Here is a 14,586-nt window from a genome sequence, read left to right on the forward strand (position 1 = left end):
AAACTAAGAGCGAGACATCCTTGTCTCGCTCTTACTTCATTTTCTGAATTGTTCGGAACTTACACAGCGTCCCATAAGTCAAAGGCACAGCCCATTGCTTTGACAAGATCATCCGGCCTGTTGTATTTGACCTTTGCGTAAATGTCCATCGTGATTTTGCTGCTTTCATGGCCCGCCAAATATTGTACCGTTTTGGGGTCCACCGAAGAATGAATCAGATTGGTGATGTAGGTGTGCCGCAGCTGATGCGGTGTCACTTCAAAATCCAGGCTATATACCACATGGCCGTTATTCCTGGCTTTTTCTCCAAGTTTCGGGTAAAGCATATATTTTACATACTTTCCGTCCACAAGTTTTCTGGCCATTCTCGGCTTTGCAGTCCGCGTCACAATATACTGCCACAGCCGCTTAAACTGTGTATAGGATAGCGGATCACCGTCCCGATTGGCAATCACATAATCCGAAGTGGATTTTTTCTTTGCATCTTTCAGACATTCAACCAGACAGACCGGGAGAGGAATGTTTCTTTGTGCCGCTTTGGTCTTTAGCTCGGTAAGAATGACCGGCCTGTTATGTTCTGTGTGCCATGCCCGCCGTACCGTTAAGTACGGAGCCTCTGCATCCAGATACACAGAATCCCATTGCAGCGCCAGGATTTCTTCCCGGCGCAGACCGGCATATAAACCGATCATCACAAATACATAGGGCGGCAAATCCCGGATCGTGTCCAAAAGCCGCTCAACCTGTTCATCCGTCAATGCCTGTCTTTCTTCCTGGGGAACTCCTCCCTTTGCATCCAGGTATATGGTCGGGTCCTCGTCAATCACATGGCTCTCCTTGGCCGCCCGGAAAATGGACTTGCAGAGAATCACCACAGACTTATAAACCGAAGCCGACTTCTTGGAAACAGGTACGAGGGCAAGTTGGATGTCATCCAGGGATACATCAGCCATTCTCTTGTCTCCCAGCCCTCCAATAATGTGCCGCCGCACCTTAGAGGTATAATCTGTCAAGGTGGTGGCCCGAACATGGACGGACTGCATCAGCAGCCACTTCTCACAGTACTCAGCAACCGTAGGCGATCTTCGACGAAACGTAGTACTGTCAATCTGCTCTAACGCCTCCAGTTCCTTGTCATAAAGCTTTTCGGGCGTCTTTGCATAAAGCGCCACTCTGTTTCCATCCGAATCTTCGACTCTGGTTCTATAATATTCAATGCCGTTAAGCACGACCGTACCATATTGAGGAATTGCCCTTTTTCTTTTTGCCAATTCCGTCACCTCCTAAGAATAATGTCCAGCGCTGTACCTTTGTTTTATCAGACATATTAGGTTCCAGCAAGGATACGGAACAGCTCAAGCTCGGACACTTCGCAGCTTGCGGTATGTAGCGCTTTTTTCCACTGGCTTTGCACGATGGGTGCATTTTGCGATATACTCCTGAAGGCCAGCATCTGTAAAGTACACGCAACCATTTTGCACATACTGAACATAGGAAATTAGCCCACTGTTTCGAGCTGCATCCAAAGTGGCAATGCTAATCCCCAGTAATTTGGCAGCCTCTTTCCGCGAAATCAATTTTTCCATAGGTGGTCCCCCTTTCTGTCAAAGATGTGGTTGTTGCTTTCAAAATCACATGAATGCGCTGGCAACCGAAGCTGCCAGCGCATGGTATCTGACTTTGAAAAATTTACTCGCCACATTTGCCACGCACCCCTGGCGATGGGGACATTCCGGTCTCCGCTGGCGCGGCTGTCATAACTCCACAGCGTCGTTTTACTCGTGCGCCGCAGAGTTCCCCCCAAGTCTTTAGGAGGCCGTGAGGAAGTATCTTTAACCCCTATGCAGTCATCGCGCCCTGAAATGCCACTTTCGGGTATCAGGCTGACGTGGATCGCTCGGAACAGTCCTATTCATCACCTCCTGGGGCTGTCCATCTTCGCGGCGTGCCTGATTCGCTCGTACATAGGTTATGTACCGGAAATGCCGTCTATGAAATTGTCAAGCTCCACATTGGGAGAATGTTCTTCCCTCAATGGGTAGGCACTGATACGCTTCATTTGTTAAGTGTTATTCAAAAATTTTTTTATTTTTTTAAATCTTTGTGCAACAGCACTTCTGGAACAATGCCAAAGACGTGCTACATCAATTTGACGATAACCATCCACAAAAAGTAATGTCAATAGCTCCAAATCTTTCTTCGACAGCTTCTTCAATCTCAACAGTAGTTGTTCGTTTTCCACCGAAGCCAACCATCCATATCGCGTTTGATCAATCTTATCAACATCCCATTGATAAGATAACGATGCAAACTTTCGGAACAGCTGTGATTGACCACATACTTCATCATATTGTTCACAAGGTATTGGTTGCGTATGGTTTTGAAAAAACCTTTGACTGCAAAACCATGCCCAGTCATATTCTTTCATGGCAGCAATCTGTTCTTCGCTCATCCCTGCATCACAATACTCAACTTCTAAACGCTTCCATCTACTATCAAACTTCTTTTTCTCATATCCATAATTAAATCCCATTATTAACCTCCTGTAGATTCAATTTGCAAAATTCACCATGCAAACTAAAATCAGGAGGAGATCGACAACGAGAATCTCTGGGTTGTTTTCCATCCCCAGAAACAAAAATGCCAGCTGATCTTAAGGACCAACTGGCATTTTTATTCGCGCACAAAGAAAACGCATTATTAAGATTTTATAAGTACAACAAGTATACCAAGCACAATTCGATACCAACCAAACACCTTAAAATCATGTTTTTTGATAAAGTTCATTAGGAATTTAATTACTAAGACAGATACCGCAAATGCCACAGCCATACCGAGAACAAGAGCGAGCAGTTCTGCACTTGTAAATTCAAACCCGAATTTTAACAGCTTAAAAGCACTTGCTCCAAGCATAGTAGGTACTGCGAGGAAAAAAGTAAACTCTGCTGCTGCCACTCGTGAAACTCCTATGAGTAAAGCACCTATAATCGTTGCTCCCGACCGTGATGTGCCGGGTATAAGTGATAACACTTGAAATGCCCCTATCAAGATTGCTGTTTTATAGCTGATGTCAGAAAGTGCCATAGTAGTAGGAGTACGCTTTTTATTCCAATTTTCTATGAGAATGAATAACAAACCATAAAAGATTAACATGATTGAAATCACAATGGGGGTTTGGAGGTAAGCATCCAAATAATCATCAAATAGAATCCCCATAATAGCTGACGGTACACAAGCTACCGCAACCTTGAACCACAACGAGAAAGTATCCTTTTTAACAATTGACTGTGCTTTGTTCTTAAATTGAAAGGGAAACATCTTGTTCCAAAACATTACAACCACTGCGAGTATAGCTCCAAGTTGAATAACAACAAAAAACATTTCTTTAAATGCTTCGCTCATATTAAGTGTGATAAATTCGTCCACAAGAATCATATGTCCTGTGCTGCTGATAGGTAGCCACTCAGTAATACCCTCAACAATTCCAAGAAAAATAACTTTTAAAATTTCTATAAAATCAAGTACCATTATTTCAAATCCTCCTTTTTAAAATGATGAAAGGTCATAAGAAAACCAACTGCTGATACAAGAATAATAATAGATACAGACAGCAGTGTAGGATAGCCGGTACTCTGAAGTTTACCCTGCACCAAGAAATAGGTGGCTGTCCACGGATACAACGCTCCCCATTCTTGATTTGAAAGTGCGGCACTTCCCATGACAATCACGGCAGAGCCAATCATCGGGGCGACAAATCCTTTTGTTTTCATAGCAACAAACACAAAAGGAGAAACTGTTAAAAACATCAGGATACTGCCAAACAAAAACTTGGGGAGCCATACTATTGCCACTAGTAAGCTATATCCCTCCAATGTAAAGACAGCGTCATATAGCCCACAAACGATAAATATACCTGCCCATGTTACAAGGGTTAGCATAACAATCCAAAGAAGCAGGGTGCAAAATTTTCCAATTAATAGTTTTGTCCTTGAAATGGGTATGGGCAATATGGTTTTGAGGGTGCTTTCTGTGTACTCTCTGCTAAACAAGTAAGCTGCAATTGCCACATATATCATAATGTTTACCAGCAGCATGATATACAGTACACTGTCGCTGTATATGTCAGACAAGGTAAAGATAATCTCCGGCTTATCAAAATGTGTTTGCAAGGCTTCTATTAACATCAAAAGTGGGGTAGATAATACCCCTGCCACACTAATTAGCACCATTTTTGAACGCTTTAGTTTTAATAATTCACAAGAAATAAGATTAAGCAATACCGCCACCTCCAATCAGTTTAGAAAAGTAGTCCTCTAAGTTTTCCTCACTATCATTTATCCTTGTCACGAGCAGTCCATTTCGTGCAAATTCTCGATTGATTTCTCCAACACTTTGGCTAAAGTCATAAATTCTCACCGTACCGTCCTGCACTGTAAAATCCGTCATGTGGTAGTGGTTTTCTAAAATCTTTCCGGCTATCTCACTGTCAGATAAATCAAATTGAATGTATTTTCGATTCCTTTTGTGAAGCTCGGATATATTCACTTCCTCTACTAAATGCCCCTCGTGCATAACGCCGATAATATCTGCTATCTGTTCAATCTCGCTTAAAACATGGCTTGAGATAAAAATGGTAATGCCATGATTGTGACTAAGTTCAGATAAAAATGAGCGTATTTCAACTATTCCAATGGGGTCAAGTCCGTTAATCGGTTCGTCAAGTATTAAAAGCTCCGGCTCGTGCATAATGGCGGCGGCAATACCAAGCCGTTGCTTCATTCCGAGGGAATAATCGGAAAAGACTTTTCTTTTCTCCTTATGCAGCCCCACAACTTCAAGAGCTTTTTCTACTCCACTTTTAGATACTCCCCCTCGCAGTTTAGCGAGAATTTGCAAATTCTCATACCCTGTTAAATTACTGTAAAATCCCGGTGTTTCGATAATAGAGCCTACTTTGCTATAAAGGGTATGGATATTTTCCTTATAGTTTGTGCCAAACAAGCGTACCGTTCCCTCCGTTGGGAAAGCAAGCTGCAACATCATTTTCATTGCTGTGGTTTTGCCTGCTCCGTTTCTGCCGAGCAAACCATAAATTTTGCCCTTTGGCACATGAAGATTTACCTTATCGACAACGGTGGCTGTTCCGTATCGCTTCGTAAGATTTTCTGTTTCAATGATATAATCCATATTTGATTCTCCTTTCCGTGGGTTGCTGTTCTTGTTTTCGCTGACCACAATCTTATTATCCACGAGTATTGCATAGAAGCCAAGAAATCTACCGTCACAATGCCGACACAATAGATGTCAGCACGAAAAAAGCTCCGACACTTATCGTGTCAGAGCCTATTTTAAAGGGTTTATGGCATTTTACTTTGTTTGGGTTTGCTTTATCCAGACAAATATTTTAGCAACAAATAGCAGAAACATAAGGGCGGTTACATAGGGTTGTCTTGCCGCAGCGAAGAAGCAGATAAAAAGCGTACTCAGCACGAGAGAGCATTTTGTGATTATGTTGCTCCATGATTCCTTTTCAAAACAAACACACATCAGTTTCGCTATCCCAAGTGCAATCAAAACAATAAAAACAATCCAATAGATTGCAAGATATATTGGGGTAGTGTCTGTAAATGAAAGTAGATTGACAGAATAAATATATCCGTCAACAAGGTTACCATACAACGGCAAAAGTATAAAAGTAACCGCCATCATATCTAATATTCCATAAATGAAACTGTAAATTTTTTTCAAGTTGGAACGATTTTCAGTTTCGGCAAGTGTAATCAGTTCTTCGCCCGATAGCAGTTCATCTATGGTCACAGAAAAGAATTTAGAAATACACTTGAGCGACTCAATGTTAGGGTAACCCTTGCCGCTTTCCCATTTTGAAATGGCTGTTCTTGATACATATAATTGCTCCGCAAGTTGTTCCTGCGTTAAGTTCTTTCCAGTCCTAAGCTGTTGTAGCTTTTCATTAAATTCCATGATTCTCCTCCTGTTTGTTCCTTGTTTTCATACGTCCATCAACGGGTTTTTCTGCATCTTTTGGTATCATCCATGCACGACCAAATTTTTCAGTTCCGTCAATGCGATTTTCCTCACATAATTTTTGTATCCGTCTTTCCGATATGCCCCATTTTTCAGAAGCGGCTTTCACAGAAATGTAATTCATAATATCAACTTCCTTTCGCAAAGAGTATATAATTATTATATACGGAATGACGAATAATAGCAAGTTTCTCTCCACTAATACGAAATTATACACTACTAAACATAAAATCATACTTCGTTCAAATATCATCACCCGAAATGTACAATGATATAGGATGATATTAAAATGTACCAAGATGAAAGAAAACTTGATTTTAAGCCGTTAGGTATAGCGATAAAAAAAGCTCGGGAAGCAAAAGGGTGGACACAGGAATATCTTGCCCAACTGGTAGACCTTACGCCACGCTCTATTATGTATATAGAGAACAGGGGGCAGCACCCAAGGCTTAACAAATTTTATCTCATTACTACCTTGCTTGACATCTCTGTAGACCAGTTCTTTTTTCCATGCAATGAAGATGGCGACAACAATCGCCGCAAACAAGTTGATGTACTGTTGAATGATATGGAAGAAAAGGAGCTTATCGTGATGGAAGCTACGGCTCAAGGCTTGAAAAAGGCAAGAGAAACTGCGGAATAATTAACGCTGTTTTCGTAAGCCAAGCCAACTGAAAAAAGTGCGACACCTACACAGGCTATCGCACTTTTTAGGTTATTTTTTTATTCTCCACACAAATCATAAAGCTGTTCACATCGGTTTTGAATATCTAAGATTTCTGTTTCGGTTAAACTCCTGCGGTTATGAGTAAGTTGTTGCTCTAAAAAATCACGATAGCCATCAAGTAAGGCATCCCGTAAAAGCTCGGGGGCTTTGCAATGTTCCACACCAAACCATTGCTCATCTTTTTCATCCCAAATCATAACGGTGTATCCTCGCTTAGTGTTCACCACCTCCAAAACACTATCTTTATTTAGGTAATCGTTGAATACTTCTAAAACCTTTTCAAAGGTCATCATTTTATCAGCCCTTTCATATTTTAGGTGCTTATATGTAAGTAGTTTATATACTTATTACGACTATGATAATAAAAGTAAATCATCGTGTAAAGGATACGGATATTGTTTGCGAACAAAAGTGGCAAGCAATGCCGGTGTTAATACACTCGGCCCACAGAGGGAAAAATCCTGACGTGATTTCCCCCTCTGCTTTGCTTGTTGAGGGCAGCGCCCCCAAGCCCCTTTGAACGCAGAATTTCATTCTGCGGCTACGCGTCCGATGGACGCTTATGACCATGACCGGCTTACCGCTGGCCGTGGTCTTTTTCTTGTTCTTTTTTCTGTTCCTCATCCATTTTCAGCAGCCGATCCACATTGGCCTTTGCCGTCAAAAGTTCCCGCATTTCCTCACGGGAACGCCGGTACTCGGCGTAGGTTTTCTTCTTTTCCTCCAGCAGTTTGGCATACTCAGATTGCAGGTCTTTGACCTTGGGCAGCTTCTTCACTCCCATCTCATCAAAGGCATTTTTTGCCGCCTGATGGAGCAGAATTTCTTGCTCATGTTCCTCCCGAAATTTTCGGGAATAACCGGCCTTGCGATAGGCAACATAGGTCTCGCGGGTCTTGGCATAATTAACGATATGGGTACGCAGGACGGCGATCTCTGCCATGCGTTTCTCCGTCGCCTTAATCTGCGCTGACAGCTCATTGTGATGGGCGGTAGCCGCCACCGCTTTTTCTTCCAGCTCTGTATAGTCCAGTAGGTGATGTTCGGTAAGAAAATTCACGGTCTGCGCCATCTGTTTTAAGTTAAAAACCTTGGCCCAGCGTGCATATCCAGCACCTTTCCCGGCCTGCAATTTTGCCTGAATATCCACCAGCAAATTGACCTTGGGTGGCTCCGGCTGCACGGTGGATTTCTTGCGGGGCGTGTGCTGCTTTTCTCCAGCCAGCACCGCACGGATTTCTGTTTCGCTGTACCCGGCTCCCAGCTTGTCATCCATACGGGCTACATTCTTCCAGCCGGGAGCTTTAAGGCGGATTGCTTTCCCGCGCCGAGATACCTCGCAGCCCATCTCGGAAAGCAGTTGCAGAAGTGTGTCAAAGTCTGCTGGCTTTTGCTCCAGCGCCCGGTCAATCATCACCCGTAGCTGTTCCCGATGGGAGGGCTTGGCTTGTTCGCCCAGCCACTTGTTGTAGCTTTTTCCGTGGGGCTTGGGGTTCTCCACAATGGATAGTCCGTTCTCGATACAAATGGTGTCACTTAAACGTCGAACAGCTCTGGTGCTTCCCCAAAAGTTACGGAACTTCCGGTCACAATCCATATTGACCGCCGACCAGATGATGTGATTATGAATATGCGATTTGTCGATGTGGGTGCAGACCACAAAGGAATGATTGCCTTTGGTGAACCGCCTGGCAAATTCTATGCCCAGCCGGTTGGCTTCCTCCGGTGTGATCTCTCCGGGCCTGAACGACTGGCGCACATGGTAGGCGATCACATCATCTGTACCGCGCACTCGTCCGGTGGCGGCAATATACTGCCGCTTTGCCAACAGAAACTCTGCATCAGCAGTGCGGCTGTCACATCCATAGCTGGTAATCAATTTTCCGTTGTCGGTCTTTTGGGGATTTGCCACATAGTCAATAATATCGCTGATGGCACGGCTCTCAGTCCGACCCTTGCCGATATGCAGCGGCATGATGCGTGTGGTTGCCATAAGGGAGACCTCCTTTCCAAAAAAGAAACGGCCTGCATGGTGCAGACCGCTTTTGTTATTCTATTAAATCGTCCTCATCGAGAAAATCAAAATTGTCCTCGATGTCCTCTAACCGCTTCGGAGGAAACCTCATCTCGTATTGTTCTTTTGCCAGCGCACGAACTTCCCGGCGCTTATCTTTCATTCGGTTCTTCAGCCAGGAAATCTGCTCCTTTGATAATCTCCATGGGAGATTCAGCAAGCGGTTTATTGTCATTTGCTCCGCTTGCTTCTCCGGCGGCAAAGAAGCACAGGATTTACAGACGTGCGCCGCATGACCTTTGCCGGAAAATTTTTCATTAGCCTTATATTCTCCGCAGACTTTACAATAATGGCCGTGCTTCTTCATAGGCTCGATTCCTTTTCACTGAGAGCGTATAAACTGCGCACCGCCCCCATGATGATGTTCCACTCCAGATCTGCCGCATAGGAAAATTTTTTGCGGTACGATTCCCAAAGTTTCTGCATAACCGAGCTGTTCTCCACTTCCTCAAAAACTTCGGCAGCTTCTGCAAGATGTCGTTCTGTCCCGCGTTTGTGAGCAGTGGCCCGCAGCGCATCATGGAGAATCTGAGGGTCCAATGTATTCCCATGCAGCTGTTCCAGAATATAAATGTCATAGAAATCTCTCATGCGGGTGTTGGTGGTAGTTCTGGTAATGATCGTTTCCAGCTTTTCGGCCAGAACCGTTTCCAGATTGTACGCCCAAATATCAATGGAGCGATCTTCCAGCATCAGCTTGAAAGAGTAGCGGATCTCCCTGGGGGTAATGGCATCCCCTGTGGAAATGTCAATCTTCAAAGGCGTCACCACACCGTCAAAGGTTGTAGTCATATTTACGCGAATCCCCGGATATTCCGCCTCATCCATAATCTCCGAAATACTTTTCAGCTGGAATTTGACGCCATCATCAAGCGGGACACTCACAATAGCGGAAATCAAATTCTCTATGTCCTCCACATTGACATTGGCTCCTTTTACAGTAGCGTCCAAATCCATCGTGGAACGGGCATCCAGACCAACCATAGCCGCTACCAGCATACCGCCTTTCAGAATAAATTTGTCACGATATTCAGAAAGGGAGATACGCTCCAGAAAACGCTCCATCATGTAGTTCCGCATCAAGAGCTGGGCGTCCGCAGATTTTTTTCTGGAAAGATTGCGGATCAGATCCTTCAACTGCCTTGCTGTTTTTATCATAAAAGCACCTCCAAATACTGCCGCAGAATTTTTTCTACCCGGAACATACCGGCATACCGCATCAATGTCCGCAGGTCTTTGTCTTTTCTTCTGGCATACATCTTTAATGCCCCTTGAAAAGTCTGCATCTCCATGTTGTTCCTGCTGCGGAGCAGGTCGCAGATGGTGCGCTCCAGGTCATAGACAGGAACTGTATGCCCAAATGGTGTCTGAGCCGTTGTCAGGCCCACCCCATGCAGTTCCGCCTTAATGGTGAATACCTGTACGCCCTCTGCTTTCAGCTTGGAGGGATTATATCCGGTCTTGACTGTGACCGTATATTCCAGCGGCTCGCGGTCTGTCAGATCGTGAAAAAATAAAGCTGTCTCATGGGAAAACACTGCCTGTTCGACCCGCAGATGAAGTAAGTACATGGCATCGACCCAGGCATCCTTGGAAAGATAAATTCCATGCGCGACCCGCTCCAATTCCCGTGAGTGCACATAATCATAAAAAACAGGCTTAGAAATACCAGCAGATACTACTTGAGCTGTTCGCAGCATCCCATCCTGTGTTTCCAGCAGCTGATCCAGCTGTTCAAATTGTCCCACCGTACCACTTCCTTTCACACTAATATTATAAGCAATATTAGTTCAAAAGTAAAGTGATGAAAATTCGGCATAATTTTACCGACAGCTTAACGTTCAACAGTTTTGGAAATATGAAGTGGCAGCAAAATAGACAACCTCAGCTGCCCATTTCATCACGATATGAAATAATCTGCTTCTTTTTCTGTTTGGCACACCGTAACGTTGTGGCTGCTCCGCCCCAATCATGGAGAACATAGGCCACCACTACATCGGCGGACTCTACCATCCAGCGATTTCTATGAGAAATCGAAAAACGGCGCGGTACGTTTTCCAGCGGTGGATACACGGTACTGTCATAGCCAGAAACATCCCGGCCAGTGTTCAAATATGCCAATACAAGAACCAGCTCGATTTGCGGATACTTTTTCTTTTGTTCCCGTAAAATAGACGCTGCTAAACTGTCGAACTCTCCATATCCTCCAAGATAAAAAGTTGTTGCTCCTTGCTCAATTAGGTCTTGTGTTACATTGCGAAGCCAATTCGCAATATTGTCTGCCTTTGTGATTTGCGAATGGCCACAAAAAGTTACGTTCATACGATGGCACCCCTATTACCATCATACTGCAAATAGCTCTATTAGTACAGGTACAGGGACCAATTTTAGCAAAACTGCCCATATACTAAATATAGTACAGTCACAGGGGCGGTGTATAGAATGAAGCTAAACGAGGCGGTAAGCAAACGTCTGTTAGAATTACTAGATGAAAGAAAAATGACACAATATCAACTGTATATGAAAAGCGGTGTTCCCAAGTCTACGATTGGAAATGTCATCAACTGCTCGTATGATTCGGTTAAGCTACGGATCATTCATGAGATGTGCCAAGGAATGGGGATTGGGATAGATACCTTTTTTGCATCGCCGCTTTTTCAAGAAGATAACCTAGAACCATAAAACCTCCGACGAAATTCGTCGGAGGTTTTCATATTATCCATAAACCAAATCTTGAATGATAAACTTCAAGTCCTGTACCTTGCCCAGTAGCCAGATTGCAGCCATTGGCAAACCATAGGAACTAATGAGAAATGCTATCACCAGCAGGATAATGCCGTTTTGCAAGGAGTAAGTAATCAGAACTGCCACACCCAGCAGGGCAACCACCATGCTGATAAGCCCCAGCACCAAACCGGAGACATAGACAATCCCCACACAAATCCAGACGAACAGGGTCAGCGACAGAATCACCGGAGCCATTAAAATCTTCAACGGCAGTTTCAGAATGAACCAGATCGCCCTCATTTTTCTTCCTCCTTCCATCGTTCCCGAAAGCTCTGACAGAGAATTTCTGCCTGTCTTTCATCTTCTTCCGTCACTTCTCGGCATCCTTTGGTTAGCCGCAGTTCCTCATAGCTGCGATAATCAGATAACAGCACCTCGAATAGTTCGTCCGGTGTCCGGCTGAGAAGTCCATCCACACAGTAGCGGGAATCTCCATTCCATGTGACGCGGAGATAACCTTCTCGACAAGGGAGGACTTCTTCCTCTAGATCACAGTCCAAATACTCACGAAAAATCTCCAACACCTTCTCAAAGGTTTTCATCTATTCTCAACTCCTTTGCGGCAATCTGTTTTCTACCCATATTATCCTTCCAACATTTCAAAAAGACAAGGATATGGGCAAAAGAAAAAACGGAGGAAGGCGCGGCGAAAAGAACGCCGTTCCTCCCTCCGCAGTTGGGGCATATATCCCTGTTACGAAAGCCTGGAAAGCTGGGTTAGGATTTCTTTCACGCCCTCCCATAACTGCTCCTGCCGTTGGGCTATATCCTCCAGGTCAGCATCATAAATCCGCCCCGTTTCATGTACCCGTCGGGTGAGCTGGTTCAGGTTATTGCTGCTTCGGCGCAACAGGGATACCAGTTCCTTCAGCTCCGGCAAGTCCAGCTGTACCACATAGCCGTCCACAGCCATCTTCCGCAGATAGGCGCTCAGGTTTTTTGTTCCGAACTGTGCCATTTTCTGCTGGATCGCTTCCATCTCCGCATCGGAAACCCAAAACAGGACCGGCACATCCCGTTTACGCTTTTTGGCGCTCATCGTTCCGGCTCCTGTTTCTTCGATAAAGCAGGCTTGTGGGTGGTAGGCTCCTGTTTGAGCTTTTGCAAGACAGAGCCTTTCTCCGGTTCCTGAAGCGTTTTTCGTGCCTGCCGTGTAAACAGATCGGTCAGACCAAGATTGACCTCATCCACAACCAGATAAGCACAGTGGCGCGAAGTGCCGCTGTCCTCCGGCATGGGAATGGTCTTTGCCCAGGCTTTGTTGTCACGGGAAACGCGACCGTCGCTGTCCTTATGCTGGATGGTGTTGGCAAGGATGAACTGTACTCGTTCCGACCCGAACTTTTCCAGCACCGCCTTAACCGCAGACTCCGTATCCAGTCGGTTATCCGCATAGTGGGCGCTGATGGCGTGTTCAATGGCCTCTTTACAGTCAAAGTTTGCCTGATAAGAGCGGTTATATTGTGCCATCTCCCCATGCTGGGACGCATAGGCGGCAGAATGGAGATAGAGAGGGATGGACCGCTGTTCTTCCAAAACCTTACACACATCATCCGCTCGGTTTTCAATGCTGTCCCGGATCACATCCATGTAGCCGGTCTCCAGCTTCTCAAAGTGACGGTACACATCGGCCAGCGGTGTAGGCGAATCCAAAAGCGCCTGGGCCTGGGCATCGGTCAGCTCCAAGTCCTCCATCGCCATCACAATGTCCTCCCGGACGGTGTACTCATAGGTATGGTGCAGGATTTCCTCCGGGGGCTGGCTTTTCAGCCAGTCCCGGTATTTGTCCTGTTCAGCGGCCATCTTCTCATAAAGGGCCGTATTCAGATCGTTGGTATTCATGTTATCGCACCTCCTCATGTTGTTTCGGTTTCTTTTCAGGGCTACGGGGTGGCACCGGGCGCTTCAAGCTGTCCAGCACCGAAGGCCGTGCGCTCTTGGCAACCACAGTTTCCGGCTGGGCATGGCCCTTGCCGTCAATGTTCAGCAGCGTGTCCAGTTCCACCAGACGGGCGGACTTGACTCGCAGATCATCCTCAAAGGGAAACGGCTTTCCGATTTCCTCTTTGGCTGCGGCCTGCTGTTGGTAAAGGTTGTCCAGCTGGTTTTTCACGGCTTCCAAACGCTGAGGCATTTGAGCCAGTGCATTGTCGATACGGGTGAGGTTTCCGCGCGGGTCTGTGCCGAGGCTTGCCCGGTGGGTCATCTGGCCTTTCAACAGGAGCGTATATTCCTGTTTCCAAGCGGAAAACTCCACGGACATAGTAAAGCCCCGATAGCTGCCGATCTGCACCGGTTCGGAGCCTTTGACCTCCTTACAGGCGTCTAGCAAGGCTGCACCGGCGTTTTCTTTGTCAGTCAGCACATCGCCCCGGATCTCCATTCCAGCAAAGCCATCCTCCGGGTGAGGATGGGCGGCCAGGGTCTCCAGATCCGCTTCAAAGCCTTTAATAAACCCCTTGTTAGTTTCGATTTCCTGGGGGAAGTATTTGAGCAACTGATCCTCCAGGCGGTACTGCTTGCTCTGATGGTCAGCTTTCATCAGCTTCAGACGCGCAACCTCCACATCCAAATCCATGCGCTCCTTGATACGGGGGTCTCCGGCGCACAGGGCCTTGATCTCGGCAAAGGACAGCGCCGTTTCGTCCACATCATCGCAGGAGCGGACCGGGCTTTTGCTGGTCATGATTTGCGAAATGAATTTCTGTTTGTTCTCCACCGTCTGCCACAGGTAGGCATCGAAAGTTCCCTCGGTAACATAGCGGTACACATGGACCAGCGGATTCTGGTTGCCCTGGCGCTCGATACGGCCCTTGCGCTGGGCAAGGTCTCCCGGACGGTCGAGTAGGTCAGCGGTATTACTACCGCCTTCCCCTCTAAGAACCGTGCGTGAGAGTTTCCCCTCACACGGCTCAAGCAATTCAAAGCATCTACCAATATAGATGCCGGCTAG

The 14,586-nt window shown here is 45.8% G+C and carries 20 protein-coding genes and 1 pseudogene; 2 read left to right on the top strand and 19 right to left on the bottom strand.

The window, feature by feature from the left end; genetic code table 11:
• Positions 1-59: 59 nt before the first annotated feature.
• The 8 genes from B5G33_RS15025 to B5G33_RS22405 all read right to left on the bottom strand — a co-directional run bounded on the left by B5G33_RS15025 (position 60) and on the right by B5G33_RS22405 (position 6,169).
• Complete coding sequence (locus B5G33_RS15025) at positions 60-1,271, bottom strand: tyrosine-type recombinase/integrase (protein WP_002576319.1); 1,212 nt, start codon at positions 1,269-1,271, stop codon at positions 60-62.
• A gap of 84 nt (positions 1,272-1,355) precedes the next feature.
• On the bottom strand, positions 1,356-1,586 hold the full coding sequence (locus B5G33_RS15030; protein WP_002576320.1) for a hypothetical protein: 231 nt from the start codon (positions 1,584-1,586) through the stop codon (positions 1,356-1,358).
• A 476-nt stretch (positions 1,587-2,062) separates the two neighbouring features.
• A complete protein-coding gene (locus B5G33_RS15040; protein WP_087418220.1) occupies positions 2,063-2,533 on the bottom strand; it encodes an RNA polymerase subunit sigma-70 in 471 nt (156 codons plus the stop codon).
• A gap of 167 nt (positions 2,534-2,700) precedes the next feature.
• A complete protein-coding gene (gene bcrD / locus B5G33_RS15045; protein WP_002576322.1) occupies positions 2,701-3,528 on the bottom strand; it encodes a bacitracin resistance undecaprenyl-diphosphatase BcrD in 828 nt (275 codons plus the stop codon).
• Complete coding sequence (locus B5G33_RS15050) at positions 3,528-4,277, bottom strand: ABC transporter permease (RefSeq protein WP_002576323.1); 750 nt, start codon at positions 4,275-4,277, stop codon at positions 3,528-3,530. The genes bcrD and B5G33_RS15050 overlap by 1 nt, the downstream gene beginning before the upstream one ends.
• On the bottom strand, positions 4,270-5,187 hold the full coding sequence (gene bcrA / locus B5G33_RS15055) for a bacitracin ABC transporter ATP-binding protein BcrA (RefSeq protein WP_002576324.1): 918 nt from the start codon (positions 5,185-5,187) through the stop codon (positions 4,270-4,272). The genes B5G33_RS15050 and bcrA overlap by 8 nt, the downstream gene beginning before the upstream one ends.
• Before the next feature lie 180 nt (positions 5,188-5,367).
• Entirely contained in the window at positions 5,368-5,982 is a 615-nt protein-coding gene (gene bcrR, locus B5G33_RS15060) for a bacitracin resistance transcriptional activator BcrR (RefSeq protein ID WP_002576325.1), read from the bottom strand.
• A complete protein-coding gene (locus B5G33_RS22405; protein ID WP_009246557.1) occupies positions 5,972-6,169 on the bottom strand; it encodes a helix-turn-helix domain-containing protein in 198 nt (65 codons plus the stop codon). The genes bcrR and B5G33_RS22405 overlap by 11 nt, the downstream gene beginning before the upstream one ends.
• Positions 6,170-6,334: 165 nt before the next feature.
• Between B5G33_RS22405 and B5G33_RS15070 the strand changes: the two genes are divergently transcribed.
• A complete protein-coding gene (locus B5G33_RS15070; RefSeq protein WP_002576326.1) occupies positions 6,335-6,688 on the top strand; it encodes a helix-turn-helix domain-containing protein in 354 nt (117 codons plus the stop codon).
• Positions 6,689-6,768: 80 nt separating this feature from the next.
• Here the strand turns inward: B5G33_RS15070 and B5G33_RS15075 are convergent, their stop codons facing one another.
• The 6 genes from B5G33_RS15075 to B5G33_RS15105 all read right to left on the bottom strand — a co-directional run bounded on the left by B5G33_RS15075 (position 6,769) and on the right by B5G33_RS15105 (position 11,168).
• Positions 6,769-7,065 (bottom strand): hypothetical protein, encoded by a 297-nt coding sequence (locus tag B5G33_RS15075; protein WP_002576327.1) that lies wholly within the window; start codon positions 7,063-7,065, stop codon positions 6,769-6,771.
• A gap of 284 nt (positions 7,066-7,349) precedes the next feature.
• Entirely contained in the window at positions 7,350-8,765 is a 1,416-nt protein-coding gene (locus B5G33_RS15085) for a relaxase/mobilization nuclease domain-containing protein (protein ID WP_002578499.1), read from the bottom strand.
• A 55-nt stretch (positions 8,766-8,820) separates the two neighbouring features.
• The gene (locus B5G33_RS15090) at positions 8,821-9,153 is read right to left on the bottom strand and encodes a hypothetical protein (RefSeq protein WP_002578498.1); all 333 of its coding nucleotides are present in this window, start codon (positions 9,151-9,153) and stop codon (positions 8,821-8,823) included.
• On the bottom strand, positions 9,150-10,004 hold the full coding sequence (locus B5G33_RS15095) for a nucleotidyl transferase AbiEii/AbiGii toxin family protein (RefSeq protein ID WP_002578497.1): 855 nt from the start codon (positions 10,002-10,004) through the stop codon (positions 9,150-9,152). Before B5G33_RS15095 ends, B5G33_RS15090 begins: the two co-directional genes overlap by 4 nt.
• The gene (locus tag B5G33_RS15100; protein WP_002578496.1) at positions 10,001-10,594 is read right to left on the bottom strand and encodes a type IV toxin-antitoxin system AbiEi family antitoxin domain-containing protein; all 594 of its coding nucleotides are present in this window, start codon (positions 10,592-10,594) and stop codon (positions 10,001-10,003) included. The genes B5G33_RS15095 and B5G33_RS15100 overlap by 4 nt, the downstream gene beginning before the upstream one ends.
• A gap of 136 nt (positions 10,595-10,730) precedes the next feature.
• The gene (locus B5G33_RS15105) at positions 10,731-11,168 is read right to left on the bottom strand and encodes a hypothetical protein (RefSeq protein ID WP_002578495.1); all 438 of its coding nucleotides are present in this window, start codon (positions 11,166-11,168) and stop codon (positions 10,731-10,733) included.
• A 120-nt stretch (positions 11,169-11,288) separates the two neighbouring features.
• Here B5G33_RS15105 and B5G33_RS15110 point away from each other — a divergent pair, with 120 nt between their 5' ends.
• Entirely contained in the window at positions 11,289-11,528 is a 240-nt protein-coding gene (locus B5G33_RS15110; protein ID WP_002578494.1) for a helix-turn-helix domain-containing protein, read from the top strand.
• A 33-nt stretch (positions 11,529-11,561) separates the two neighbouring features.
• Here the strand turns inward: B5G33_RS15110 and B5G33_RS15115 are convergent, their stop codons facing one another.
• The 5 genes and pseudogenes from B5G33_RS15115 to B5G33_RS15140 form a co-directional block, all read right to left on the bottom strand.
• Complete coding sequence (locus B5G33_RS15115) at positions 11,562-11,873, bottom strand: CD1845 family protein (protein WP_087416039.1); 312 nt, start codon at positions 11,871-11,873, stop codon at positions 11,562-11,564.
• Positions 11,870-12,175 carry a hypothetical protein gene (locus B5G33_RS15120; protein WP_002578492.1) on the bottom strand — a complete coding sequence of 102 codons (306 nt, stop codon included), beginning with the start codon at positions 12,173-12,175 and terminating at the stop codon, positions 11,870-11,872. The genes B5G33_RS15115 and B5G33_RS15120 overlap by 4 nt, the downstream gene beginning before the upstream one ends.
• A 152-nt stretch (positions 12,176-12,327) precedes the next feature.
• Positions 12,328-12,672 (bottom strand): plasmid mobilization protein, encoded by a 345-nt coding sequence (locus B5G33_RS15130; protein ID WP_002578491.1) that lies wholly within the window; start codon positions 12,670-12,672, stop codon positions 12,328-12,330.
• Positions 12,669-13,475 carry a DUF3848 domain-containing protein gene (locus B5G33_RS15135; protein ID WP_002578490.1) on the bottom strand — a complete coding sequence of 269 codons (807 nt, stop codon included), beginning with the start codon at positions 13,473-13,475 and terminating at the stop codon, positions 12,669-12,671. Before B5G33_RS15135 ends, B5G33_RS15130 begins: the two co-directional genes overlap by 4 nt.
• A 1-nt stretch (position 13,476) precedes the next feature.
• Positions 13,477-14,586 (bottom strand): annotated as a pseudogene (locus tag B5G33_RS15140) (hypothetical protein); the annotation flags it as partial.

The organism is Blautia sp. An81 (assembly GCF_002161285.1).
GTDB classification, from domain to species: domain Bacteria; phylum Bacillota; class Clostridia; order Lachnospirales; family Lachnospiraceae; genus Blautia; species Blautia ornithocaccae.